Origin of the sequence: Pseudomonas sp. FGI182, assembly GCF_000511325.1 — a bacterium.
In the GTDB taxonomy this organism is placed as follows: domain Bacteria; phylum Pseudomonadota; class Gammaproteobacteria; order Pseudomonadales; family Pseudomonadaceae; genus Aquipseudomonas; species Aquipseudomonas putida_Z.
In genome coordinates this window covers 884,063-909,795 of the sequence record NZ_CP007012.1, presented here as the reverse complement: position 1 = coordinate 909,795, position 25,733 = coordinate 884,063, and the positions used below count along the sequence as shown (strand labels likewise).

Here is a 25,733-nt window from a genome sequence, read left to right as displayed (position 1 = left end):
ATTTCGCGCCCGTACTCGCTCCTGCCCGGGGTCCGACTGCAGGACCTTGGCGTCAAGCGGGTTAGCGGTGCTTATGGTTTCGTAGGCAACAGGCCTGTACTTCAGACCAAGTCCATTTGGTGCGGGAAAACGCGGAGGGGGGTCCGCCCGGTATCGCCGTTGGGCGAAACTTGACGAAGTCAGCAAAAAGGAGCGCTGGGGCTTCCTTCAATCCTGCGACTTGCAAGCAGTGCCGAACGGAAATTGGGGGCGATTGTAGATAGGTCGCCAACCCTTGACTATGACTTATTGAGCAACAGTCCTTTACAGAATCTGCAACAATACTGCTCAATAATTCAACTTCGCGACAGTTTGTCGCACCCCGCTTGATAGGCCCCAAAGCCGCATTCTGCAAGGCCTCTGGGTTGATCTGGATCAAGCGGTGAGCGAATTTTCCCTCTTCTCATGCGGCGTAAAAGACCCCATGCCGTTCGGGACTTTTGTCTAAGCCTGGCGTCGGTTGCGGTAGATCCCGAGCGGAACCAGGACGGCCGTCAGGACGAACGCCACCAGCGCCCATTGCGCCAGCGACAGACCGAGGATCGGCGGGTACGGCGTGCTGCAGAAGCCGTCGACCTGGAACACCAGCGGCCAGAGCTTGGCCAGCGGCAGGTCGTCCACGATCGGCTGCAGGGTGTCGATGCCGCAACTGACCATGGGGTTGGCGAGTATATACACATGGTTGCCGGCCGCAACGATTCCGCCAATGGCGCTGAGTACCACCAGTGCCTCGAAGAAGGTCAGGCTGCGGCGCCCGGGCATCGCCGCGGCGATGAAGGCGAACACGGCGATGAACAACAGTGCATAACGTTGCAGGATGCACAGCGGGCATGGTGCCTCGCCCAGGACTATCTGCATGTAGAGGGCGCCACCGATCAGCGAAAGGCAGATCAGGCCCAACAGTACCAGAAAGCGCCGTTCCCGATTCAGGCGCGATGTTTGTTCGTTCATTGCCGGTTCCTTCGATGGATAGTGGCAGCGTGATCCGCCTGCCTGGCGCAAGTCTACACGCTGGGCAGGGCCTTTGAGCGTGCCGAGGAAGCGGCGTGATAGCGCTGCGCAGGGCTATCCGGTGTGGCTGAGACCGGCCGCAACGACGTCGGTTCAACGCCGGGCGGCAAAAAAGCGGCTGCCCGGGTGCCGCGCAGGGGCAAGCCCCTCGACACCCGGGAGTGAAGGATACCGTGATTAAAGGAGGATTAAAGATGAAAGCTGCACAGCGGCTTTCATCTCTCCTTTATATATAGGCAGGAAGGTGAAGTGCGGCCCAGCCGCTGGCAAGCCAGCCCCCAGGCGGCGAATGCGATCGACCGTTTCGTTCTCGATTACCCACGGGCGGGAGCAGTGCTGCAAGGGAGCTGGCTTGCCAGCGGCTGGGATGAATACGCTGTGAGCCTGTACCGGCCTCGTCGCGGGCTTGCCCGCTCCCACAGGTACGCCACAGACTTCAGATCCTGTGGGGTACCTGTGGGAGCGGGCAAGCCCGCGAAGAGGCCAGTGCAGGCGCTACATCACTCCAGCGCAGCCGCCGGCCCGAAGAACTCGTAGCGGCTCTGCTGCTCTGGCACACCCAGGCCCTTCAACTGGCGCTTGACCGCCGCCATGAAGCCCTTGGGCCCGAGGAAGTAGGCATCCACGTCTCGCTCTTGCGGCAGCCACTCGGCCAGCAGGTCCTCGCTCAGCAGGCCCACGGCATCAGCCGCGGCACCACCCTGCGGTTCTGCATAGCAGTAGAAGCGCTTGAGCTGCGGGTGACGCTCGGCCAGCTCGTCGATCCAGTCGCGGAAGGCATGCACGGCGCCGTTACGGGCGCAGTGAATGAAATGCACCTCACGCTGGGTTTGCAGTGCCGCCTGCAGCATTGGCAGGGTCGGGGTAATACCCACGCCACCGCTGATCAGCACCAGCGGCTTGTCGCTCGCTGCCAGGGTGAAATCGCCAGCCGGCGGGAACAGCTGCAGGGTATCGCCCACCGCCAGCACATCGTGCAGGTAGTTGGAAACCTTGCCACCCGCCTCGCGCTTGACGCTGATGCGGTATTCCTTGCCGTCGCACAGTGCCGACAGGGAGTAGTTGCGGCGCTGCTCGGCGCCGTCGATGTCCAGCTTCAGGCCGATGTACTGGCCAGGCTCGGCCTTGAGCACCGGCTTGCCATCCACAGGGGCAAAGTAGAACGAAACGATTTCGCTGCTTTCCTGCTCACGGCGCACCAGGCGGAATTCGCGGGTACCGCGCCAGCCGCCTTCGGCTTCTTCCTTCTGTTTATAGAGGTTCTCTTCCGCACCGATCAGGATGTCGGCCAGCTGGCCATAGGCCGCGCCCCAGGCGTCGATCACGGCAGGGGTGGCGATTTCCTTGCCCAGCACTTCTTCGATGGCGCGCAGCAGGCAGCTGCCGACGATCGGGTAGTGCTCCGGCAGAATCTGCAGGGCAACGTGCTTGTTGATGATCTGGCCGACCAGGCTGCCAAGCTGCTCAAGCTGGTCGATGTGGCGGGCATACATCAGCACGCCGTTGGCCAGGGCGCGCGGTTGGTCACCGCTGGCCTGGTGGGCCTGGTTGAACAGCGGGCGCACTTGCGGGTACTCGCTGAGCATCATCTTGTAGAAGTGGGTGGTCAGCGCTTCGCCGCCGCTTTCCAGCAGGGGGACAGTGGCCTTGATGATTGCACGTTGTTCGGCATTGAGCATTGCAACAACTCCTGAGCCTGTGGCTTCAAATGACTGCCCGAGCTATTACATCAACCATGCCAACTTTTATCTCCAGCAAAATCAGGGGTTTGACGCAGGTCATGTCAAAACGACCCACCTCGACGTATAGTCATATCGACCCACAGGAGTCCATATGACCACGAAGCCCCTGCTCACCACCCTGCTGCCCCTGGTCAGCGACCTTTCCCGCGACCTACCCGACCAGGAACGCTATCGCCGCCTGCTGCAGGCCATGCGTGGGTTGCTGCCCTGCGATGCCGCCGCGCTGCTGCGCCTGGACGGCGAGTGGCTGGTGCCGCTGGCAGTGGACGGCCTGAGCCCCGATACCCTGGGCCGGCGCTTCCGGGTCAGCGAGCACCCACGCTTCCAGATCCTGCTCAGCAGCGCGGAACCCACCCGCTTCGCCAGCGACTCCGAGCTGCCCGACCCTTACGACGGCCTGGTCAACGCCCCCGATGCCAACCTGGAAGTACATGACTGCATGGGCTGCCCGTTGATGGTCGACGAGCGCCCTTGGGGCCTGGTTACCCTCGATGCCCTCACCCCCGGGCAGTTCCAGAGCCTGGAGCTGGGCGCCCTGCAGGCCTTCGCCAGCCTGGCCGCCGCCACGGTCACCGTGGCCGAGCGCATCGAGCACCTGGCCCTGCGTGCGGAAGACGAACACCACCGCGCGGAGATCTATCGCCAGGCCAGCGGCCAGGATAAAGAGCTGATTGGCCAGAGCCCTGCGCACAAACGCCTGGTGGAGGAAATCCGCCTGGTCGGTGGCAGCGACCTGACCGTACTGATCACCGGTGAGACCGGTGTCGGCAAGGAGCTGGTGGCCCAGGCCCTGCACCAGGCCAGCAACCGCGCCGACAAACCGCTGGTCAGCCTCAACTGTGCCGCCCTGCCAGACACCCTGGTGGAAAGCGAACTGTTCGGCCATGTGCGCGGTGCCTTCACCGGCGCCCATGGCGAGCGCCGCGGCAAGTTCGAGTTGGCCAATGGCGGCACACTGTTCCTCGACGAAGTCGGTGAGCTGCCACTGACGGTGCAAGCCAAGCTGTTGCGCGTGCTGCAGAGCGGCCAGTTGCAGCGCCTGGGTTCGGATCGCGAACACCGGGTGGATGTGCGCCTGATCGCAGCCACCAACCGCGACCTGGCAGCAGAAGTGCGCACTGGCAACTTCCGCGCCGACTTCTACCACCGCCTCAGCGTATACCCGCTGCATGTGCCGCCGTTGCGCGAACGTGGGCGTGATGTGCTGCTACTGGCCGGCTACTTCCTCGAACAGAACCGTTCGCGCCTGGGCCTGAACAGCCTGCGCCTGAGCAGCGAGGCCCAGGCCGCGCTGCTGGCCTACGACTGGCCAGGCAACGTGCGTGAACTGGAACACCTGATCGGCCGCTCGGCGCTCAAGGCGCTGGGCCAACATTCCGACAGGCCACGCATCCTCACCCTGGAAGCCATCGACCTGGACCTGCGCGCAACGGCAACGCCCGGCACCCCGCCCTCCCCTGCTGTGCCCTTGCCGGCGGCGCCGCTACCCGAGGGGGGCCTGCGCGAAGCCGTCGACGACTACCAGCGCCAGGTGATCGAGGCCTGCCTGCAGCGGCACGAAGAAAACTGGGCAGCGGCTGCCCGGGAACTCGGTCTGGACCGCGCCAACCTTAGTCGCCTGGCCCGTAGGCTGGGGCTGCGCTGAGTAGGAATCCTGGGGGCGCTTTGCGCCCCATCGCGACACAAGGCCGCTCCTACAAGGGACCGCGATCCCCTGTAGGAGCGGCCTTGTGTCGCGATCGGCTGCAAAGCAGCCCCAGAATCCCCACGCCCGCTAAAGCCCGACCAAAACAGGCCGATAACCGGTTATCCCTTGTTCCCCACGAAGGTCACCATGGCCACGCAAAATGCCCGCGCGGATTCGCTGTCCCTGCTGCTGTTCACCCTGCGCAGCGGCAAGTTGATGGCAATCAACCTGCTCAAGGTCAGCGAGATAATTCCCTGCCCGCCGCTGACCAAGCTGCCCGAATCGCACCCCCACGTGAAAGGCGTGGCGACCCTGCGCGGTAATCCGCTGTCGGTCATCGACCTGTCCCGCGCCATCGGCGAACGGCCGTTGGCCGACCCGGACGGCGGCTGCCTGATCGTCACCGAGATCAGCCGCTCGCGCCAAGGCCTGCATGTACAGGCGGTCAGCCGCATCGTGCATTGCCTGAGCACCGACATCAAACCACCACCCTACGGCTCGGGCAGCCGCTCGTTCATCACCGGCGTGACCCGGGTCGACAACACCCTGGTGCAGGTGCTGGACATCGAAAAAGTCATCCATGCCATCGCCCCGCCGGTGCCCGAGGCGCCTCACGGCACCTTGAGCGAGGAAGACGCCAGCCTGCTGGCCGCCGCCAACATCCTGGTGGTGGACGACAGCCAGGTGGCCCTGCAGCAGTCGGTGCACACCCTGCGCAACCTCGGCATCGAATGCCACACCGCGCGCAGCGCCAAGGACGCCATCAACGTGCTGCTTGAACTGCAAGGCACCGCGCAGGAAATCAACGTGATCGTCTCCGACATCGAAATGAGCGAAATGGACGGCTACGCCTTCACTCGCACCCTGCGCGAAACCCCCGATTTCCAGCACCTGTACATATTGCTGCACACCTCGCTGGACAGCGCCATGAGCAGCGAAAAGGCTACCCAGGCCGGGGCCAATGCCATCCTCACCAAGTTCTCCTCGCCGGAGCTGACCGATTGTCTGGTGGTGGCGGCGCGCGCCGTGGTGTTCGCCGAGCGCTGATATATTCGGAGACAAACTCCCCGGCTTGCCGCCGGGGTCGAGTCGGGCATAATTCGCGCCCCTCGCAAGTAACTTGCCGGAATCGCGTATGAAGTTTCTCAGCTCTATCCTGATCAGTTGCGCCCTCTTCAGCGGTATCGCCCAGGCCTCCAGCAGCCAGGCCTGGAACGAGCAGCGCCAGCAGATGCTCAAGGCCTGCCTGGCCGCCAGCCAGTTCAAGGATGCCCACGCCCGCAGCAAGCCCGCCGAGTTCGATGACCAGGTCGGCATGAGCGCCCTGCTGATCGAAGGCGTCTACCCCCAGAAGCACATGCAGCAGCGCACCGGCACCGAGCTGTGCCTGTACGACCGCCAGCACCAGCGCGCCTTCGTCAGCGAGTGGAGCCCGGAAGCCAAATGACCGACAGCCTGCGTTTCGCCTGTACCGGCTGCGGCAAGTGCTGTACCGGCCACCACGTGCCCTTGACCCTGGCCGAAGCGCGCCGCTGGGCGGACAACGGCGGCCAGGTGGTGGTGCTGATCGAAGCCTTCGTGGCGGACGGCCCTGGCATGCCGGTAGAACAGCGTGATCATGTGCTGCGTCGTTCCCATCCCGTGCCCTGCGGCGACGGCGAGGCGCGCGTATCGGTGACCTTTGCCGCCTTCAACCCCGGGCGCTGCCGCAACCTCGACGATAACGACCTGTGCACCATCTATGACGAGCGGCCGCTGGTCTGTCGCATCTACCCGGTGGAAATAAACCCGCATATCCCGCTGCGGCCAGGCAGCAAGGATTGCCCGCCGGAGGCCTGGCAACAGGGGCCGGAGCTGATTCACGGCAAGCAACTGGTCGATGCCGGGCTGGAGGCGCTGGTGCAGGCCTCGCGCCAGGCCGACCGCGATGACATCGCCGCCAAGGTGGCGGTGTGCCAGGCGCTGGGCATGACCACCAGTGCGCTCAAGGGCAACGGGTTTACTGCCTACTTACCTGACATGGGCGCGTTCAGCGCGGCCCTGGCCCAGGTACCGGAGGTTGGCCGGGCACAGTGGACCCTGCATGTGGAGGACGCGGCGCTGGTGGCGAGCTTGCAGGAACATGGTTTGCGCACCACCAACGAGCCCCCGGTGTATTACGCCTTCATCAGCTTCTAGCTATGCCTTTGCAGGGCAACTGCCTTGCTCAAGAACCAAAGCCTGTGGGAGCGGGCGTGCCCGCGAACACCGGCGCAGCCGGTGCCATCCACCGCGTTGTATTCTTCGCGGGCATGCCCGCTCCCACAGGGGTCGCAGTTCGCATGCCAGGTGCGTGGTGGCGCGGCAGGCAAAACTGACAGCGCTGTCAGCCAGCGGTCACGCTGCCGACCCGGTTCGGGGGCTATAAGCTTGAATACAGACAACCATTCCCCTCCCCTCTGGCCAAGGTGCCCGCACCGATGCGACGTCCGTCCCGCCCTGTCATCCTCGCCGCCCTGGCACTCCTGGTCCTGGCGGTAGCGGGTATCTGGTTCGGCCAGCGCCAGCCAGCACCTGCCGCCCGTGCGCAAACCGCCATCCCGGTGCGCGTGGTCAGTGTCGTCCAGCAGAACGTGCCGCGCTATGCCAGCGCCATCGGCTCGGTGCTGTCGCTGCACAGCGTCGAGGTGCGCCCGCAAGTGGAGGGGGTACTGACCCAGGTGCTGGTCAAGGAAGGCCAGTGGGTGAAGGAAGGCGACCTGCTGGCCACCCTCGACGACCGCGCCATCCGCGCCAACCTCGACCAGGCCCGTGCCGAACTCGGCCAGAGCCAGGCACAGATCCAGGTAGCCAACGTCGACCTGCAGCGCTACCGCCTGCTGAGTACCGACAACGGCGTTTCGAAGCAGACCCTCGACCAGCAGCAGGCCCTGGTCAACCGCCTGCAAGCCACGGTCAAGGGCAACCAGGCGGCCATCGCCAATGCCGAGGTGCAGCTGTCGTACACGCAGATCCGCTCGCCAGTGACCGGCCGGGTGGGTATTCGCAACGTCGACCCCGGCAACCTGGTGCGCACCAGCGATACCCGCAGCCTGTTCAGCGTCACCCAGATCGACCCGATCGCCGTCGAATTCGCCCTGCCGCAGCAAATGCTGCCGACCCTGCAAAGCCTGCTGAAGGCGCCCACCCCGGCACTGGTGCAGGCCTACATGGATGCCGACGGCGAACGCAGCCTGCTCGGCGAAGGCCACCTGGCACTGATCGACAACCAGATCTCCGCCACCACCGGCACCGTGCGGGTAAAAGCCGAGTTCGACAACAAGGACGGCCGCCTGTGGCCGGGCCAGCTGGTCACCATCCGCCTGCGCACCGCCGTGGAAGAAAACGCCCTGGTGGTACCGCCGCCTGTGGTACAGCGCGGCGTCGACGGGCACTTTGTCTACCGCCTGGACGGTGACAAGGTCACCAGTGTGCCGGTCAAGGTGCTGTACCAGGACAGCGGGCTGAACATCATTGCCGGGGTCAAGCCGGGCGAGCGCCTGGTGCTCGATGGCCAGTCGCGGCTCAAGCCCGGTTCGCGGGTCGAGGTGGCCCCCGACGCCCCCGCGCCGTCGGAAATGGCCGACCGCCGGAGCCAGCCATGAACACGCGCAACGGTGTTTCGGCCTGGTGCATCGACCACCCCATCGCCACCCTGCTGCTGACCTTCGCCCTGGTGCTGCTGGGGGCCATCGCCTTCCCGCGCCTGCCGGTGGCACCACTGCCGGAAGCCGACTTCCCGACCATCCAGGTCACCGCCCAGCTGCCCGGCGCCAGCCCGGAAACCATGGCCTCGTCGGTGGCCACGCCGCTGGAAGTGCAGTTCAGCGCCATCCCCGGCATGACCCAGATGACCAGCAGCAGCGCACTGGGCTCGACCAACCTGATCCTGCAGTTCACGCTCGACAAGAACATCGACACCGCCGCCCAGGAAGTGCAGGCGGCCATCAACACCGCCACCGCGCGCTTGCCGCAAGACCTGCCCAACCCGCCGACCTGGCGCAAGGTCAACCCGGCCGACAGCCCGGTGCTGGTGCTGACGGTCAGCTCCAGCCAGATGCCTGGCAACGACCTCAGCGACTACGCCGAAACCCTGCTCGCGCGCCAGCTGAGCCAGATCGACGGGGTCGGCCTGATCAACATCACCGGGCAACTGCGCCCGGCGATCCGTGTGCAGGCGCAACCCGAGAAACTGGCCGCCATCGGCCTGACCCTGGCCGACTTGCGCCAGGCCATCCAGCAGACCAGCCTGAACCTGGCCAAGGGTGCGCTGTACGGCGAACACAGCGTGTCGACCATCGCCGCCAACGACCAGTTGTTCCACCCCGACGACTACGCCCAGCTGATCGTCTCCTACCGTGACGGTGCACCGGTGCACCTGAAGGACGTGGCCAAGGTGATCAATGGCGCCGAGAACGCCTATGTCAAAGCCTGGTCCGGCGACCAGCCCGGGCTGAACCTGGTGATTTTCCGCCAACCTGGCGCCAACATCGTCGATACCGTGGACCGGGTACTGGCTGCCCTGCCCAAGCTGCAGGAGATGCTGCCAGCCTCGGTCGAAGTGTCGGTGCTGCAGGACCGCACCCAGACCATCCGTGCCTCGCTGCATGAAGTGGAGCTGACCCTTATGATCGCCGTGGCCCTGGTGATCGGGGTGATGGCACTGTTCCTGCGCCAGTGGTCGGCGACCATGGTGGTGTCCAGCGTGCTCGGCGTATCGCTGATCGCCAGTTGCGCGCTGATGTACATCTTCGGCTTCAGCCTGAACAACCTGACCCTGGTGGCCATCGTCATCTCGGTGGGCTTCGTGGTCGACGATGCCATCGTCGTGGTGGAGAACATTCACCGCCACCTGGAGGCCGGCGACGACAGCCGCACGGCGGCGCTCAAGGGCGCCGGGGAAATCGGCTTCACCGTGGTGTCGATCAGTTTCTCGCTGATCGCCGCGTTCATCCCGCTGCTGTTCATGGGCGGCGTGGTCGGCCGGCTGTTCAAGGAGTTCGCCCTTACCGCCACCGCCACCATCCTGATTTCGGTGGTGGTTTCGCTGACCCTGGCGCCAACCCTGTGCGCACTGTTCATGCGCCGCCCGCCCGGAGAGCACAAGGGCGGTTTCGGCGAGCGGCTGGTCAGGTGGTACGAAAAGGGCCTGGACCGCGCCCTCGCCCACCAGCGCCTGACCCTCGGCATGTTCGGCCTGACCCTGGCCCTGGCGGTGGCCGGTTACGTGGGTATCCCAAAGGGCTTTTTCCCGCTGCAGGACACCGGCTTCATCCTCGGCACCAGCGAGGCGGCGGCGGATGTGTCGTACCCGTCGATGATCGAGAAGCACCAGGCGCTGGCCAAAATCATCGAGGCCGACCCGGCGGTGCGCGCGTTCTCCCACTCGGTGGGCGTTACCGGCAGCAACCAGACCATCGCCAACGGCCGTTTCTGGATCGCCCTCAAGCCGCGTGGCGAACGCGATGTATCGGCCAGCGAACTGATCGACCGGCTGCGGCCCAAGCTGGCCCAGGTACCAGGCATCGTCCTGTACATGCGTGCCGGCCAGGACATCAACCTGAGCTCCGGCCCGTCGCGCACCCAGTACCAGTACGTGCTCAAGAGCAACGACGGCATGGCGCTGAACCTGTGGACCCAGCGCCTGACCGAGCGCCTGCGGGAAAACCCGGCGTTCCGCGACCTGTCCAACGACCTGCAACTGGGCGCCAGCGTCACCCGCATCGATATCGACCGCCAGGCTGCGGCACGTTTCGGCCTGACCACCACCGACGTCGACCAGGCGTTGTACGACGCCTTCGGCCAGCGGCAGATCAGTGAATTCCAGACCGAGACCAACCAGTACAAGGTGATCCTCGAACTGGATGCCCGCCAGCGCGGCAAGGCCGAAAGCCTCAACTACTTCTACCTGCGCTCGCCGCTGACCAACGAGATGGTGCCGCTGTCGGCAGTGGCCCATGTGGCGCCGCCCAGCACCGGGCCGCTGTCGATCAGCCACGATGGCCTGTTCCCGGCAGCCAACCTGTCGTTCAACCTGGCCCCGGGCGTGGCCCTGGGCGATGCGGTGACCATCCTCGAGCGCACCCAGCGCGAGCTGGGCATGCCCGACTCCATCAGCGGCAACTTCCAGGGCGCGGCCCAGGCCTTCCAGAGTTCGCTGTCCAGCCAGCCGTGGCTGATCCTGGCAGCGCTGGTGGCGGTGTACATCATCCTCGGCGTGCTGTACGAAAGCTTCGTCCACCCGCTGACGATCATCTCCACCCTGCCCTCGGCCGGCCTCGGCGCACTGATCCTGCTGTGGGCCATGGGCCAGGACTTCAGCATCATGGGGCTGATCGGTGTGGTGCTGCTGATCGGTATCGTCAAGAAAAACGGCATCCTGCTGATCGACTTCGCCCTCGAAGCCCAACGCCGCCAGGGCCTGACCCCGGAGCAGGCGATCCGCCAGGCCTGCCTGACGCGCTTCCGGCCGATCATCATGACCACCCTGGCCGCCTTGCTCGGCGCGGTGCCGCTGATGTTCGGCTTCGGCACCGGTTCCGAACTGCGCCAGCCACTGGGCATCGCCGTGGTTGGCGGCCTGCTGGTGAGCCAGGCGCTGACGCTGTTCACCACCCCGGTCATATACTTGGCCCTGGAGCGCCTGTTCCACCGCCGCCAGGCCGCCCGTGCGGCGGCGCCCAGTGCCAGTTAGGACAAGACCATGCGTGTGCTGATCATCGAAGACGAAGAAAAAACCGCCGACTACCTGCATCGCGGCCTCAGCGAGCAGGGGTTTACCGTCGACCTGGCGCGGGACGGCATCGATGGCCTGCACCTGGCCCTGGAAGGCGACTACGCGGTGATCGTGCTGGATGTGATGCTGCCTGGCCTGGACGGGTATGGCGTGCTGCGCGCCCTGCGCGCGCGCAAGCAGACACCGGTCATCATGCTGACCGCCCGTGAACGGGTCGAAGACCGTATCCATGGCCTGCGCGAGGGTGCCGACGACTATCTGGGCAAGCCGTTTTCCTTCCTCGAACTGGTCGCCCGCCTGCAAGCCCTGACCCGCCGTAGCAGCAACCATGAACCGCTGCAGGTGCAGGTGGGTGACCTGTGGATCGACCTGATGGCGCGCAAGGCCACGCGCGCCGGCCAACGCCTGGAGCTGACGGCCAAGGAGTTCTCGCTGCTCAGCGTGCTGGCCCGCCGACAAGGTGAAATCCTGTCGAAGACGGCGATTGCCGAGCTGGTCTGGGACATCAATTTCGACAGCGATGCCAACGTCGTCGAAGTGGCGATCAAGCGCCTGCGCGCCAAGCTCGACGGGCCTTTCGACAACAAGTTGCTGCACACCATCCGAGGCATGGGCTATGTCCTGGAAAACCGTGCGGGGTAATTCCATCGCACTGCGGCTGTCGGCGCTGTTCATCCTGGTGGCGCTGGGCGTGTTCCTGCTGATCGGTTCGGCGCTGTACCGCCAGGTCGACCGCAGCCTCGACCTGCTGCCGCAGGCCGAACTGGACGCACGCTTCAGCGTGCTCGAGTCCACCCTCAACCGTTTCGGCACACCGGAGCACTGGGTCAAGATCAACAACAAGCTCAACCTGCTCAGTGAAGAGGACAAGCGCATTCGCTTCTGGGTGGTCAGCAGCAACCCAGCCTACGAATACGGCCACCCCAGCGAGCTGGTCCGCGCCTTCGCCGAAGGCGCGCAGGGCATGCGCGACCTGCGCCTGCCCGACCGGCCCTACCCTTACAAGGTGCTGGTCAGCGAACTGCCGGCCCTGGGCGAGCGGCCGCCGCTGCGCTTTCTGATCGGCATCGACACCGAAACATTCTGGCAGGCGCAGCACAGCCTGCTGGTGGCGATTGTCGGGCTGGCGGTGCTCGGCGTGCTGCTGGCCTCGCTACTGGGCTACTGGGTGGCGCGTATCGGCCTGCGCCCGCTGCTGGCATTGTCCGTTGAGGCCCAGGCCCTGGCCCCTCCGCGCCTGGACGGGCGCCTGCAGACCCACGCCCTGGCCCCGGAGCTGGCGCAGTTCGCCGGCGCCTTCAATGCGGCGCTCGACCGGGTAAGCCAGGCCTACTCGCGGCTGGAGGCGTTCAATGCCGACGTCGCCCACGAACTGCGCTCGCCGCTGACCAACCTGATCGGCCAGACCCAGGTGGCGCTGACCCGCGGGCGCAGCGCCGAGCATTACTTCGAAGTGCTGCAATCGAACCTTGAGGAGCTGGAGCGCTTGCGCAGCATCATCAACGACATGCTGTTCCTGGCCAGTGCCGATCAGGGCAGCAAGGCCACTGCCCTGACCCAGGCCTCGCTGGCCGAGGAAGTGGCGACCACCCTCGATTACCTGGACTACATTCTCGAAGACGCGCAGGTCAGCGTGAGCGTGAGCGGCGATGCCCGGGCGCCCATCGAAAAGGCCCAGCTGCGCCGGGCGCTGATCAACCTGCTGAACAACGCCGTGCAGCACACCGCACCGCACCAGGTGATCAAGGTGCAGATCGATGCCGGGCCGCAGCAGGTCAGCATCGCCGTGAGCAACCCGGGGCCGGCGATCGACGATGAGCACCTGCCGTTGCTGTTCGAACGCTTCTACCGGGTGGATGCGGCACGTAGCAACAGTGGTGGGGGTAACCATGGGTTGGGGTTGGCGATCGTCAAGGCGATTGCGCTGATGCATGGTGGGGAGGTGTTCGTGCGTAGTGCCGCTGGGTTCAATACATTCGGCATCCAATTGCCAGTTCTGAGGCCTGCGCGGTCTCTGTAGGAGCGGCCTTGTGTCGCGAAAGGGCTGCGTAGCAGCCCCCGGCAATTGTTGCTGTGGCACAAAACCTGGGGCCGCTTCGCGCCCCATCGCGACACAAGGCCGCTCCTACAAAGGGCCGTGGAAGTGCTCTAGGCTGGGGGTTTGCGGCGAAAGTCCAATTGCTTTTCCTGCGATAGTTACCTTTTACGCAACAGTGCTTATCGCGCTTCGCTCTGTTTCAAGTGCATTGGAAGGACTAACTTTACCCCCGTCCTCATTAGCACTTGCACCGCAAGAAGGTAGTTTCAAATGTCCAACAGTATGGGTATTGCCAGCGTCTTCGTCCTGTCTTCCCTGTTGTTGTCGCCCCTGGCCATGGCCGAAGAATCCAATGCTTTCGTCACCCGTAATGCTGAGTTCGCCGCAGTCCACCAAGAGGCCCGCGAAACCGTAGCCGCACAGCAGGCCGACGCCGCCAAAGACGCAAACCAGACCGCTTCCAAGGTCTCTGTCGATGCCAATGCCGACAGCTGATCAAGCGCTGTCGCTGCTCCCGTTTTCCCTTGGCTACGCCATGGGCACCACCGGTGCCGATATGTTAGCCTTTTAAAGCCGCTGCCGATCAGCGGCTTTTTTTATGTGCTTCAACTATCAGCCCAGCTGTAACGTCCACCTATAAAAAAGACGCACATTCGAAAATAAAAACTGCCCCACCGCCAGACCCAAGGAGCTAGTACCGGTGCCTTCCGCGTTTCGTTTTACCCCGCTGTTCATTGCGTTGACTGCAACGATCCCTTTCGCCGCGCAGGCAGATGAAGACAAGGCTGATGGCTTCATCGAAGGCTCGTCCTTCAACCTGCATTTCCGTAATGCCTACTTCAACCGCGACAACCACAACGCCGGCGTGCGCGATACCCGCGAGTGGGGCCAGGGCGCGGTTGCACGCTTCGAGTCGGGCTACACCCCAGGTGTGGTCGGCTTTGGCCTGGACGCCCACGCCATGCTGGGCCTGAAACTCGACGGTGGCGGCGGCCATGCTGGCACCAGCATCCTGCCGACCCACCAAAAGAACGAAGACGAACTGGGTGCTGCCCCGCACTCGTTCTCCACCGCCGGTGCCGCAGTCAAGCTCAAGGCGTTCGACACCGAGCTGAAAGCCGGTGACCTGTTCCTCACCAACCCGGTGATCGCCGGCGGCGAAACCCGCATGCTGCCGCAGACCTTCCGTGGTGTGAGCCTGACCAACACCAGCATCGACGGCCTGCTGCTCGAAGGCGGCCAGGTCAGCTTCACCAAGCCGTACAACCAGAGCGGCCACCGCCGCATCGACACCTACTACGGTTCGCTGGGCGAGCACGACAAGAGCAAGCACCTGAACTGGGCCGGCGCGTCGTGGAGCGGTACCCCGAACATCACCGCCAACCTGTATGCGGCCGAGCTGAAGGACATCTGGAACCAGTACTACGCCGACTTCGACTACACCTACGTGGTCAACGACCTGGTCAGCCTGAACCCGGGCGTGCACTTCTATCACACCCAGGACACCGGCCAGGCCCTGCTGGGCAAGATCGACAACAACACCTATAGCGTGCATTTCACCGTCAACGCCGGGTTCCACAGCGTCACCGCCGCCTACCAGCGGGTCAATGGCAACACGCCGTTCGACTACATCAACCTGGGCGACAGCATCTACCTAGACAACTCGCGCATGTACTCGGACTTCAACGCACCGAACGAGCGCTCGTGGAAGCTGCAGTACAACTATGACTTCGCTGGTGTGGGCATCCCTGGCCTGACCACGGTGCTGTCGTACTCGCGCGGTGAAGCCGACCTGACCAAGGCCGTCCAGGACCGCACCCACTACGACTACTACCGTGCCGATGGCAAGAACGCCATGCACTGGGAGCGCGACCTGGACGTGAAGTACGTGTTCCAGGAGGGTGACCTGAAGGACCTGTCGGTGCTGGTGCGCTACGCCACCCACCGTGGCAGCCAGGGTTATGCGTCGATCGACAGCAACAGCGACAACGATGAACTGCGGGTGATCGTTGATTACCCGTTGAACGTGTTCTGATCCAGGCCCGCAAGCTAGACATCCAACCTGTGGGAGCGGGCGTGCCCGCGAACACCGGCGACGCCGGTGCCATGCACCGCGGTGCTTGCTTCGCGGGCATGCCCGCTCCCACAAGGTTCGCGGTCAGTCCAGAATAAGGTATACCGTGATTCCGTCGGACAAATCTTGTCCGACAATCCCCGCTTCCCTAGAATGTCGCCGCCGCGAATGGCCCTGCCCACGCAGTAGCGAGCATGACCACCCGATTACCGCGTTTCGCACACTACAGGTCGCACCCCGAGCTGATCCTCAATCTGGGCAGTTGCCTTGCCGTGCTCGCCATCGTGGCCATCGTCAGCTACCTGCTGGCGCGCGAGCGCGACAATGTCGAGCTGTCGGCAATTCGCTCGTCCAACAATATCGTCCAGTTGATCGAAAGCGACATCCTGCGCAACGTCGAACTCTACGACCAATCGCTGCAGGGCCTGATCTGGGCAGTTGGGCGCAAGGAGCTACCGGAAATCCCCGGCCCGGTGCGCCAACGCCTGCTATTCAATGAAGCCTTCGTCGACCGCAAGCGCGGTGACGTGCTGTGGCTGGACAAGCAAGGCAATGTGGTGGGCGACTCCACCAGCAGCGTGCCACGCAAGGCCAACTTCGGCGACACCGGGGTATTCCAGGCGCACCTGCACAACCCCAACCTCGGCCTGCTGGTGGGCCCGCCATTCAAGGCCAAGCTGGGCGACCTGGACTGGTGCATCAGTTTCAGCCGGCGTATCTCCGACGCCAATGGCGAGTTCACCGGCCTGGCAGCGGGTGCACTGCGCCTGTCGTACTTCAGTGAGCTGTTCCAGCGCCTGGACATTGGCGATGACAGCAGCATCAACCTGCTCAACACCGACGGCCAACTGCTGGCTCGCCAGCCCAGCCGCACGCAAGACCCGCGGATCGGCAGCAACTATGCCGAGCGGCCCAATTTCAAACGCATTCTCAGCGAGCAGAGCGGCAGCTTCACCGCCCGCTCCAGCCGCAACGGCAAACCGCGCATGTACACCTTCGCCCGGGTCGCGCAGCTTCCGCTGATCGTACTGGTGGTGCATTCGGCCGAAGATGTGTTCGAGTCCTGGCGCCGCACTGCGATCCTGGTCAGCGTGGCCACCGGGGTACTCTGTGTCGGCATCCTCTCGCTGACCCTGCTGCTGGGCCGCGAACTGCGCCGCCGCCAAGAGGCGGAACAGGGCCTGGCGACCCTGGCTGCCACCGACAGCCTGACCGGTCTGGCCAACCGCCGCCGCCTGGACCAGGTACTGCGCCAGGAGTGGGCCCGTGCCCAGCGCAACCGCAAGCCGTTGGCGGTGCTGATGGTGGATGTGGATCATTTCAAGGCGTTCAACCAGCGCCACGGCCATGCCGGTGGCGACCATGCCTTGCGCGAAGTGGCCAGGACCATCGAGGAATGCATCCGCCGCCCGGCCGATCTGGCAGCGCGTTACGGTGGGGAGGAATTTCAGGTGGTGCTGCCGGAAACCGACCTGGCCGGTGCGCAGCTGCTGGCCGAGCGCATCCGCGCCAGTGTCGAGGCGCTGGCGCCGTTTGCCGATGATGCCCACTCGGTCACGGTGAGCATCGGCATCGGCCTGTCAGGCACCCAGCACGATCTGGCGAGGGTGCTGGGTGCTGCGGACGAAGCGCTCTACCGGGCCAAGGCCAAAGGCCGCAACCGGGTAGAGGGGCCTGCCGACTAGGCGCGGGCGCGGGCGGCGTTGCGCAGGGCCCTGACCTGGTCATGGTTGCGCTGTACACCTTGCAGCTGTTTTTCCACCAGGGTGTAGGTCTGGTCGCTGGCGGTGCGGCCCAGCTTCACCAGTTTCTCGCGGGCTTCCTTGTAGGCCTTGAGGGCATGGTCCTCGCCCCGCTCCACCTCGTTCAGCACCGCTTCCTCATCCTTGCCAGTGACCATCGCCTTGAGGTTGACCCAACCCCGATGCAGGTCACCGCTGATGCTGGTGGAGGTTTCCGGGTCGCCACCCAGGCGACGCACCTCGCTCTGCAGTTCGCCGGCCGCATTGGCACACTCACCGGCACGTTGAACGAAGAACGCTTTCAGTTCGGGGTTCTTCACATCATCGGCCGAGGCCTTGAAGCCTTTCTCGCCATCCTTGCTGTACTCGATCAGGTCGTTCAGCACGTCGATCACATCTTTGTTGGGATTGCTCATGGCACAAACTCCTTGGCAGGTGATAGTCATCTGTAACGGAGCAGTGTTCGTGCCAAGCCTTTAATCTCGATAAAATCCTTATAAATCATATAGATACAAATATCAGAGCAGAACCTGAAAACGGCGTTCTGCATGATTGCCGCTTGGGCCTTCGTGCAGATTGCAGTATGGTCGGCGCTTTTCAACAGCCAGGTGCGCCGATCATGAAGCCGGAAACCCTCGAACTGCTGGTGACCCGCACCATGCCGTTTGGCAAGTACCAGGGACGAATCATTGCCGACCTGCCGGGGGATTACCTGGCCTGGTTTGCGCGCAAGGGTTTCCCGGCGGGGGAATTGGGTGGGTTGCTGGCGCTGATGCACGAGATCGATCACAACGGGCTGGGCGATCTGCTTGTGCCGTTGCGGCAGAAGCACGGGCGTTGACCTGTTCAGGCCTCTTCGCGGGTGAACCCGCTCCCACAGAGACCGCGCGGACCTGATGCCTGTGCAGTACCTGTGGGAGCGGGTTCACCCGCGAAGAGGCCAGTAAGGCCCGCTGAAATCTCTAACCCTTCACCGGCGCTACCGCCAACTCCACCCGCTCGCTCTTCTTGATCACCGCATACACCACCGCCGTCAGCAGGCTGCCCGCCACGATCGCCAACAAGTACAGCAGCGCATGGTTGATCGCATTGGGGATCAGCAGCACGAACAGGCCGCCATGCGGCGCCATCAGCTTGCAGCCGAAGTACATCGACAATGCCCCGGTCAATGCCCCGCCGGCCACGCTGGCCGGGATCACCCGCAGCGGGTCCTTGGCGGCAAACGGGATCGCCCCTTCGGAGATGAAGCACAGCCCCAGCGCCAGGGCCGCCTTGCCCGCTTCACGCTCGCTCTGGGCAAACTTGCGTCGGGCCAGGAAGGTGGCGATACCCAGGCCAATCGGCGGCACCATGCCGGCGGCCATGGTCGCCGCCATCGGCGCATAGCTCGACGAGGCCAACAGCCCCACCGAGAAGGCATAGGCGGCCTTGTTGATCGGCCCGCCCAGGTCGACACACATCATGCCGCCCAACAACAGGCCCAATAGGATGGCATTGGTGGTGCCCATGCTGTCGAGAAAATGCGTGAGCCCTTCCAGCATCGCCGCCACCGGCTGGCCGACCACGTAGATCATCACCAGGCCGGTGAACAGGCTGGCCAGCAGCGGAATGATCAGGATCGGCTTGAGTGCCTCCAGGCTGCTGGGCAGGCGCGCCCATCGTGCAATGGCCTTGGCGCTGTAGCCGGCGAGGAAGCCGGCGACGATACCACCGATGAAACCGGCGCCCAGGGTGCTGGCCAGCAGGCCGCCGATCATGCCGGGCGCCAGCCCCGGGCGGTCAGCGATGGACCAGGCGATATAGCCCGCCAGCAGCGGCACCATCAGCTTGAACGCAGCCTCGCCGCCGATCTGCATCAACGCCGCCGGCAAGGTGCCCGATTCTTTATAGGCCTCGATACCGAACACGAACGACAGGGCAATCAGCAGGCCGCCAGCCACCACCATCGGTAGCATGAACGACACGCCGGTGAGCAGGTGCTTGTATACCCCGGTCTTCTCGCCCTTCGCAGGCGTGCTCGCCGCTGCAGCATCGCTGCTGTTTTCCACCTTGGCTTCGGCCAAGGCCTTGTCCAGGGTGGCACGGGCCTGCTTGAGGGCGATACCGGTGCCACAACGGTAGATGCGCTTGCCGGCGAAACGCGCGGTGGGCACTTCGATGTCGGCGGCCAGCAGCACTACATCGGCTGCGGCGATGGCTTCGGCGGACAAGGGGTTGCGCGCACCGACCGAACCCTGGGTTTCGACGGTGAGCTGGTAGCCCAGTTGCTGCGCGGCCTGCTGCAAGGCTTCTGCGGCCATGAATGTATGCGCGACGCCAGTCGGGCAAGCCGTGACGGCGACGATGCGTGCGCCTGCGCTGCCAGCTTCGGCCGCAAGGCCTGGCACCGTGGCCAGCAGCCGGGCGTTGGCCGCCGCCTCATCGAGGAAGCCTTCGCGGTCGGCCAAAGCCTGGGACGGCGTGCTCTGGTACACGCGCTTGCCGACGAAACGCGCCAGGTCCACCGGGCCGGTGCTGACCACCAGCACCCAGTCGGCCTCGGCTATCTGCGCGGCGCTCAGTTGCCGCTCGGGGTGGCCGGCATCCTGCACTTCGACGCTGGTGCTCCAGCCCCGCCGCTGGGCAGCGGCGGATAGCAAGCGCGCGCTCAGCACACTCGACACCTGGCCGTTGGGGCAGGCAGTGACAATGGCAATGTTCATCGGCAACCCTCTTGTTGTTCTGTCAGTTGCACGGCGGCTTCCAGACGCGCCAGTTGCTCGCGGTCACGGATGCCGAAACCAACCTGGGTAACAGCCTGTGCTGCGATCGCGGTGGCACGGGTCAAGGTCTGCGCCGGGGCTTCGCCCTGCAGCAGGCCGTGGACCATGCCGGCCACCAGCGAATCACCTGCGCCCACGGTGCTGGCGACCTGCACCTTGGGCGGGCAAGCATGTACGGCATGGTCATGGGTAAACCAGCTGACGCCCTGCTCGCCCGCCGACACCACCACGTGTTCGACGCCACTGGCCAGCAGGCGCTCGGCAGCAGCGCGCTGCTGCGCCGGGTTATCCACAGCCAGGCCAAGCACTTCGCCCAGCTCTTCGGTATTGGGCTTGACCAGCCAGGGTGAGCTCTGCAGGCCGGCACGCAGGGCTTCGCCGCTGCTGTCCAGGGCCACCTTGAGGCCTTGCGCCTTGAGCTGTTCGAGCAACTGGCGGAACCAGTCGGCACTGATCCCGCGCGGCAGGCTACCAGCCACCACCACCGCGTCGTGGCCCGGTGCAATCTGCGCCAAGCGGCGAAGCAATGCACTGCGTGCCGCTTCGTCGACTTCCGGGCCTTGGCCGTTGATGTCGGTGACACGGCCATCAGCCTCTACCAGCTTGATGTTGCTGCGGGTTTCGCCCGGTACGCGGACAAAGCAATCGACGAAGCCGCGCCAGTCGATCAGCGCCTCGAAGGGCTGCAGGTTGTCACGCCCGAGGAAGCCGCCAACAGTGACGCTGTGCCCCAGGTCGGCCAGTACCTGGGCAACGTTCAGCCCCTTGCCCGCGGCGTGGCTGTGCTGCTCCTGGCTGCGGTTGACCTGCCCCGGGCGCAGGGTATCCAGGCCGATGGTGATATCCAGCGCCGGGTTCAGGGTGAGGGTGAGGATCTTGGCCATTCAGTAACGCTCCACCAGCGCGCGAACCGCTGCGGCGCTGTCCTGTTGCAGGGCCTCGCGCGCCAGGGCGCGGGCCGTCTGGTGATCGGCCTGGCGGACCAGGGCCTTGACTTCGGCAATGCTGCGCGCGGCGACGCTGAGTTCGTCCACGTCCAGGCCCAGCAGCACAGCCACCGCCTGCGGGTCGGCCGCCAGCTCGCCGCACACGCCCACCCACTTGCCATGGGCATGGGCGGCGCGCACGGTCATGTCGATCAGGCTGAGCACCGCCGGGTGCAGGCCGTCGGCCTGGGCCGAGAGGCTGGGGTGGCCACGGTCGATGGCCAGGGTGTACTGGGTCAGGTCGTTGGTGCCGATGCTGAAGAAGTCCACTTCGCGCGCCAGCTGTGGTGCCAGCAGCGCTGCCGAGGGCACCTCGACCATGATGCCCAGCTGCAGGTCGGCTACCGGGATCTCGGCGCGCAGGCGCTCGACCATGGCACGCGCCTCGCGCCATTCATGCACCTGCCCGACCATCGGGAACATGATGCGCAGCGGGCGCTGGTCGGCCGCGCGCAGCAAGGCGCGCAACTGGTCCTCCATCACCTGCGGGCGCTGCAGGGTCAGGCGTACGCCGCGCACACCGAGGAACGGGTTTTCTTCGGCAGCGATCGGCCAGTACGGCAGCGGTTTGTCACCGCCGACATCCAGGGTGCGCACCACCAGCGGGCGCCCGTCGAGGCCATCGAGCACGCGGCGGTACTCGGCTTCCTGGGTCGCCACATCCGGGGCCTGGGTGTGGGCCATGAAAATCAGCTCGGTGCGCAGCAGGCCCACGCCTTCGGCGCCCTGCTCCACCACCTTGGCGATGCCGTTGCTCTCGCCGATGTTGGCAAACACCTCGACAGCGTGACCATCACGGGTGACCGCCGGCTCGAAGCGGTTGGCCCAGGCGGCCTGCAAGCGCTGCTCGCGCAGGTCGCGTTCGGCCAGGGCCCGTTGCAGTTCATCCGCCGGCGGCGCCACGCTGACCACGCCACGCTGGCCATCGAGCAGCAACGGCGTGCCACTGTCCAACAGCAGTATCGACGCCCCCGCGCCCACTACCGCCGGAATGCCCAGGGCACGGGCGACGATGGCGCTGTGGGCGGTGGCGCCACCCTGGGCGGTGACGATACCGGCGACGCGGCTCGGGTCCAGCCGGGCGACATCGGACGGGCCGACTTCGGTCATCACCAGCACGTAGGGTTGCTCGGGTTCAGCCTGGGCCTGAACGCCACACAACTGCGCCAGCACGCGGCGGCCGATGTCACGCAGGTCGGCAGCGCGTTCGGCGAGCAAGGCATCGTGCAGCGACTCCTGCTGGCGCGCCGCCGCCTCGATCACTGCCATCCAGGCTGCCGCGGCGCTTTCGCCCTGGCCCAGGCGCTGCTCCACATCATCGGTCAGGGCCGGGTCGGCGAGCATCTCCTGATGGGTGACGAAGATTTCGCCAATGGCCTTGTCGCTGCGCTGGACCAAGGCCTGCAGCTCGCCATTGACAGTCGCAACGGCTTCACGCAGCTTCTGCCGCTCCAGGGCGCAGGACTCGCCGCGCAGGGGGTAGTCGAACTCACGCTCAACACACACATGCGCCGGGCCACTGGCAATGCCGGGCGCCGCACCCACACCATGGATGCGGCTACCGGCTGCGGGCGCTTGCAGCACTTCGGCCGCTGCGCCGGCAGCGGTCGCTGCGCTCTGTGGCAGTGGCTCCACATCTTCGCCCAGGCCTTGCTCGATGGCCGCCAGCAGCACCGGCAAGGCATCGGCGGCGATGGCTGGCTCAGCCACCAGTTCCAGCGCCTGGCCACGTCGGGCGCCGAGGCTGAGCAGCTTGCTCAGGCTCTTGACCGACACCGCTGGCTGCGCACTGTCGACCAGGCGTACACGGATTTCCCCCTCGAAACCTTTGGCCAGTTGCGCCAATACCTTTGCCGGGCGGGCGTGCAAACCGTGCGGGTTGGCCAGCACGACCCGCGCGCTGGGCCAGTCCGCCGGCGCTTCACCGCCCAGCACTTCCAGTACCGCGCGGCTGCTGGTGGCCTGGTAGAGCATCTGCCCGCGGCCTTCGATCAGCACTTCGCACAGGCGCTCGAGCAAGGCCTGGTGGGCAGCACCGAGGCTGGCCAGGCAGAACAGGCCGTTGAGCGGCTGGTCGCGGTAACGCAGCGGCTGCTGCGGGGTGATGAAGGCCAGGCCCGGCTGGCGCACCTGGCGCTCGCTGTGCAGCCACCACAGGCCCTCGCCCAGCGGCAGCGGCTCGGCCTGCTGCAGCACGGCGGCAAAACCGCTGTCGACGCAGTCGGCGCGCTGCAAAAGGCGGGCGCCGCGCCAGGCCAGTTCATCGAAGTCCTCGGCCGCCAGGTTCAGGCCGACCAGTTGTGCATCCAGCGCCAGTTCCTGCGGCGCGCCCTGCAACAGTTTCAGCAACGCTTCGGCGGAACCGGCGCGGCGCAATGCCTCCGCCAGGTCGGTCTCGCCCAGGGCACGGGTCAGCAGTTGCAGCAGGCGCAGGTGCTCGTCGGAACGGGCGGCGATGCCGATGGCAAGGTAGACCATCTGACCATCGCCCCAATCCACGCCCTCGGGAAACTGCAACAGGCGCACGCCGGTGGCGTACACCAGGTCACGGGTCTGCGGCGTGCCATGGGGGATGGCAATGCCCTGCCCAAGGAAGGTGGAGCCTTGTGCCTCTCGGGCCTGCAGCCCTTGCAGGTATCCCTCGGCGACCAGGCCATCAGCGACCAACCGGTCGGCCAGCAGGCGCAATGCCTCGGCCTTGTCGGCGGCCTTCTGGCCCATGGCTATCTGCTCCTTGGCGAGCTCGAGCATGACCTTCTCCTTTTGCAGTTCCCGGTCGGGTACTGGAGTATTGTTGTGAAATTCACTTGAACGGCCAGTTCAACAGCCTTGCACGGATGGCAGCCGAGGCAGAAAATTCGGCAGCTGAAACGATTAATCTGACCAGACGGCCACGTTACTCGATAATCTGCCGAGGAAAAAGCCCCATCCTGTCGGACAATTGCGACAATGGTCGTCTGCGCGTGGCGCCCTCGCCGGGTCAAACTACCCGGTCAGGGCTCACAGCCAGCCCCGGTAATAACAAGGAAAATTCGGTGAAACTCAGCGATATCGCCCGTCTGGCCGGTGTGTCCGTGACCACTGCCAGCTACGTCATCAATGGCAAGGCCGAACAGCAGCGCATCAGCAACAGCACTGTCGAGCGGGTACGCGCGGTGGTCGAGGCCCACGGCTTCACCCCCAACCCGCAGGCCGCTGGCCTGCGCAGCCGGCATACCCGCACCTTGGGCTTCATTCTCCCGGATCTGGAGAACCCCAGCTACGCCCGCATCGCCAAGCAGCTCGAACAAGGCGCCCGCGCCCGCGGCTACCAGTTGCTGATCGCCAGCAGCGACGACCAGCCCGACAGCGAGCGCCAGTTGCAGCAGCTGTTCCGCGCCCGCCGTTGCGATGCACTGTTCGTCGCCAGCTGCCTGCCGCCAGAGGACGACAGCTACCGCGAACTGCAAGACAAAGGCCTGCCGGTGATCGCCATCGACCGCCGCCTGGACCCTGCGCACTTCTGCTCGGTGATCAGCGACGACCGCGACGCCAGCCGCCAACTGGCCGCCAGCCTGCTGAGCGCCGCCCCGCGCAGCATCGCACTGATCGGCGCACGCCCCGAGCTGTCGGTCAGCCAGGCACGTGCCGGCGGCTTCGACGAAGCCCTGCAAGGCTATGCCGGCGAAGTTCGCCGCTATCAAGGCGAAGCGTTCAGCCGTGAGTGCGGCCAGCGCCTGATGCAGCAGTTGATCGACGACCTAGGCGGCCTGCCGGATGCCCTGGTGACTACCTCCTACGTGCTGCTGCAAGGGGTGTTCGACACCCTGCAGGCGCGCCCTGCCGACTCGCGCCAGCTGCAGCTGGGTACCTTTGGCGACAACCAGTTGCTCGACTTCCTGCCGCTGCCAGTCAATGCCATGGCCCAGCAGCATGGCCTGATTGCCGCCACCGCCCTGGAACTGGCACTGGCCGCGATCGAGGACAAACGCTACGAACCTGGCGTGCATGCTGTCGGTCGAACGTTCAAGCAACGCATTACAGCGGCCTGAACATGCGCCTGATCGACACCCACACCCACCTGGACTTCCCCGACTTCGACGCCGACCGCCCGCGCCTGCTGGCCAACGCGGCGTCGCGCGGGGTGGAGCGGATGGTGGTGCTCGGGGTGTACCAGGCGAATTTCCAGCGGGTGTGGGACCTGGCCTGTGCCGACCAGCGCCTGTTCGCCGCGCTCGGCCTGCACCCGATCTACCTTGACGAGCATCGCCCGGAGCACCTGGCGCAGCTGCGCGAGTGGCTGGAGCGCCTGCACGGTGACCCACGGCTATGTGCCGTGGGCGAGTTTGGCCTGGACTATTACCTCGAAGACCTGGACAAGGCCCGCCAGCAAGCGCTGTTCGAAGCGCAACTGCAGATGGCCTGCGACTTCGAACTGCCCGCCCTGCTCCACGTGCGCCGCAGCCATGCGCAGGTGATCGCCACGCTCAAGCGCTACAAGCCGGCGCGGGCGGGGGTGATACATGCGTTTGCCGGCAGTTACGAAGAGGCCCGTGAGTACATCAAGCTGGGCTTCCGGCTTGGCCTTGGCGGTGCGGGTACCTGGCCGCAGGCCCTACGGCTGCGCAAGACCCTGGCGCGGTTGCCGCTGGACAGCGTGGTGCTGGAGACCGATGCGCCGGACATGGCGCCGGTCATGTTCCCCGGGGTGAGGAACAGCCCGGAGCACCTGCCGGAGATTGCCGAGGCGCTGGCGCAGGTGATGGGTGTGGAAGTTGGCGAACTGGCTGAGGCCAGTAATCGCAACGCTTGCGAGTTGTTTCGCTGGTAGCAGCTTTGTGCCCGTGCCGGACTCTTCGCGGGTAAACCCGCTCCCACAGGTACAGCGCTACCCTCAGGATTTGCACGGTCCCTGTAGG

Annotated in this window: 20 protein-coding genes; 14 read left to right on the top strand and 6 right to left on the bottom strand. The window is 65.2% G+C overall.

Annotated elements, in window-relative coordinates; genetic code table 11:
• Positions 1–483 precede the first annotated feature (483 nt).
• Both C163_RS04090 and hmpA read right to left on the bottom strand, forming a co-directional pair.
• Positions 484–990, bottom strand: a complete 507-nt coding sequence (locus C163_RS04090) for a disulfide bond formation protein B (RefSeq protein ID WP_025337743.1) — start codon at positions 988–990, stop codon at positions 484–486.
• Positions 991–1,550: 560 nt separating this feature from the next.
• Positions 1,551–2,729, bottom strand: a complete 1,179-nt coding sequence (gene hmpA / locus C163_RS04085; RefSeq protein ID WP_025337742.1) for an NO-inducible flavohemoprotein — start codon at positions 2,727–2,729, stop codon at positions 1,551–1,553.
• 154 nt (positions 2,730–2,883) lie between these two features.
• On the opposite strand from hmpA, the gene norR reads away from it, so the two are divergent.
• The 11 genes from norR (at position 2,884) to C163_RS04030 (ending at position 17,030) form a co-directional block, all read left to right on the top strand.
• Complete coding sequence (norR, locus tag C163_RS04080; protein ID WP_025337741.1) at positions 2,884–4,437, top strand: nitric oxide reductase transcriptional regulator NorR; 1,554 nt, start codon at positions 2,884–2,886, stop codon at positions 4,435–4,437.
• Between the two features lie 189 nt (positions 4,438–4,626).
• The gene (locus C163_RS04075; protein ID WP_025337740.1) at positions 4,627–5,526 is read left to right on the top strand and encodes a chemotaxis protein; all 900 of its coding nucleotides are present in this window, start codon (positions 4,627–4,629) and stop codon (positions 5,524–5,526) included.
• Positions 5,527–5,614: 88 nt separating this feature from the next.
• Complete coding sequence (locus tag C163_RS04070) at positions 5,615–5,926, top strand: hypothetical protein (RefSeq protein WP_025337739.1); 312 nt, start codon at positions 5,615–5,617, stop codon at positions 5,924–5,926.
• The gene (locus C163_RS04065; RefSeq protein WP_025337738.1) at positions 5,923–6,657 is read left to right on the top strand and encodes a YkgJ family cysteine cluster protein; all 735 of its coding nucleotides are present in this window, start codon (positions 5,923–5,925) and stop codon (positions 6,655–6,657) included. Before C163_RS04070 ends, C163_RS04065 begins: the two co-directional genes overlap by 4 nt.
• Positions 6,658–6,938: 281 nt before the next feature.
• Entirely contained in the window at positions 6,939–8,102 is a 1,164-nt protein-coding gene (locus C163_RS04060) for an efflux RND transporter periplasmic adaptor subunit (RefSeq protein WP_025337737.1), read from the top strand.
• Entirely contained in the window at positions 8,099–11,191 is a 3,093-nt protein-coding gene (locus C163_RS04055; protein WP_025337736.1) for a multidrug efflux RND transporter permease subunit, read from the top strand. Before C163_RS04060 ends, C163_RS04055 begins: the two co-directional genes overlap by 4 nt.
• Positions 11,192–11,200: 9 nt before the next feature.
• Complete coding sequence (locus C163_RS04050) at positions 11,201–11,875, top strand: heavy metal response regulator transcription factor (protein WP_025337735.1); 675 nt, start codon at positions 11,201–11,203, stop codon at positions 11,873–11,875.
• Positions 11,850–13,253: a heavy metal sensor histidine kinase gene (locus C163_RS04045; RefSeq protein ID WP_025337734.1), complete on the top strand. Its 1,404-nt coding sequence runs from the start codon at positions 11,850–11,852 to the stop codon at positions 13,251–13,253. The genes C163_RS04050 and C163_RS04045 overlap by 26 nt, the downstream gene beginning before the upstream one ends.
• Before the next feature lie 288 nt (positions 13,254–13,541).
• A complete protein-coding gene (locus tag C163_RS04040; protein WP_025337733.1) occupies positions 13,542–13,766 on the top strand; it encodes a hypothetical protein in 225 nt (74 codons plus the stop codon).
• 205 nt (positions 13,767–13,971) lie between these two features.
• Positions 13,972–15,306, top strand: a complete 1,335-nt coding sequence (locus tag C163_RS04035) for an OprD family porin (RefSeq protein ID WP_025337732.1) — start codon at positions 13,972–13,974, stop codon at positions 15,304–15,306.
• Positions 15,307–15,539: 233 nt separating this feature from the next.
• Positions 15,540–17,030, top strand: coding sequence for a GGDEF domain-containing protein (locus C163_RS04030; protein ID WP_025337731.1), 1,491 nt, complete (start codon positions 15,540–15,542; stop codon positions 17,028–17,030).
• Here C163_RS04030 and C163_RS04025 read toward each other — a convergent pair.
• Positions 17,027–17,503: a PA2169 family four-helix-bundle protein gene (locus C163_RS04025; RefSeq protein ID WP_025337730.1), complete on the bottom strand. Its 477-nt coding sequence runs from the start codon at positions 17,501–17,503 to the stop codon at positions 17,027–17,029. The genes C163_RS04030 and C163_RS04025 overlap by 4 nt on opposite strands.
• A 203-nt stretch (positions 17,504–17,706) precedes the next feature.
• Here C163_RS04025 and C163_RS04020 point away from each other — a divergent pair, with 203 nt between their 5' ends.
• Entirely contained in the window at positions 17,707–17,928 is a 222-nt protein-coding gene (locus tag C163_RS04020) for a DUF3820 family protein (RefSeq protein ID WP_015268980.1), read from the top strand.
• A gap of 121 nt (positions 17,929–18,049) precedes the next feature.
• Here C163_RS04020 and C163_RS04015 read toward each other — a convergent pair whose 3' ends face one another.
• Genes C163_RS04015 through ptsP form a run of 3 tightly spaced genes read right to left on the bottom strand, consistent with a single transcriptional unit; the run spans position 18,050 to position 23,586 of the window.
• On the bottom strand, positions 18,050–19,789 hold the full coding sequence (locus C163_RS04015) for a PTS fructose-like transporter subunit IIB (RefSeq protein WP_025337729.1): 1,740 nt from the start codon (positions 19,787–19,789) through the stop codon (positions 18,050–18,052).
• The gene (gene pfkB, locus C163_RS04010; RefSeq protein ID WP_025337728.1) at positions 19,786–20,733 is read right to left on the bottom strand and encodes a 1-phosphofructokinase; all 948 of its coding nucleotides are present in this window, start codon (positions 20,731–20,733) and stop codon (positions 19,786–19,788) included. Before pfkB ends, C163_RS04015 begins: the two co-directional genes overlap by 4 nt.
• The gene (ptsP, locus tag C163_RS04005) at positions 20,734–23,586 is read right to left on the bottom strand and encodes a phosphoenolpyruvate--protein phosphotransferase (protein WP_025337727.1); all 2,853 of its coding nucleotides are present in this window, start codon (positions 23,584–23,586) and stop codon (positions 20,734–20,736) included. It lies immediately after the preceding gene.
• 284 nt (positions 23,587–23,870) lie between these two features.
• Between ptsP and cra the strand changes: the two genes are divergently transcribed.
• Entirely contained in the window at positions 23,871–24,866 is a 996-nt protein-coding gene (gene cra, locus C163_RS04000; protein ID WP_025337726.1) for a catabolite repressor/activator, read from the top strand.
• A gap of 2 nt (positions 24,867–24,868) precedes the next feature.
• Complete coding sequence (locus C163_RS03995) at positions 24,869–25,645, top strand: TatD family hydrolase (protein ID WP_025337725.1); 777 nt, start codon at positions 24,869–24,871, stop codon at positions 25,643–25,645.
• The last annotated feature ends 88 nt before the right edge of the window (positions 25,646–25,733 follow it).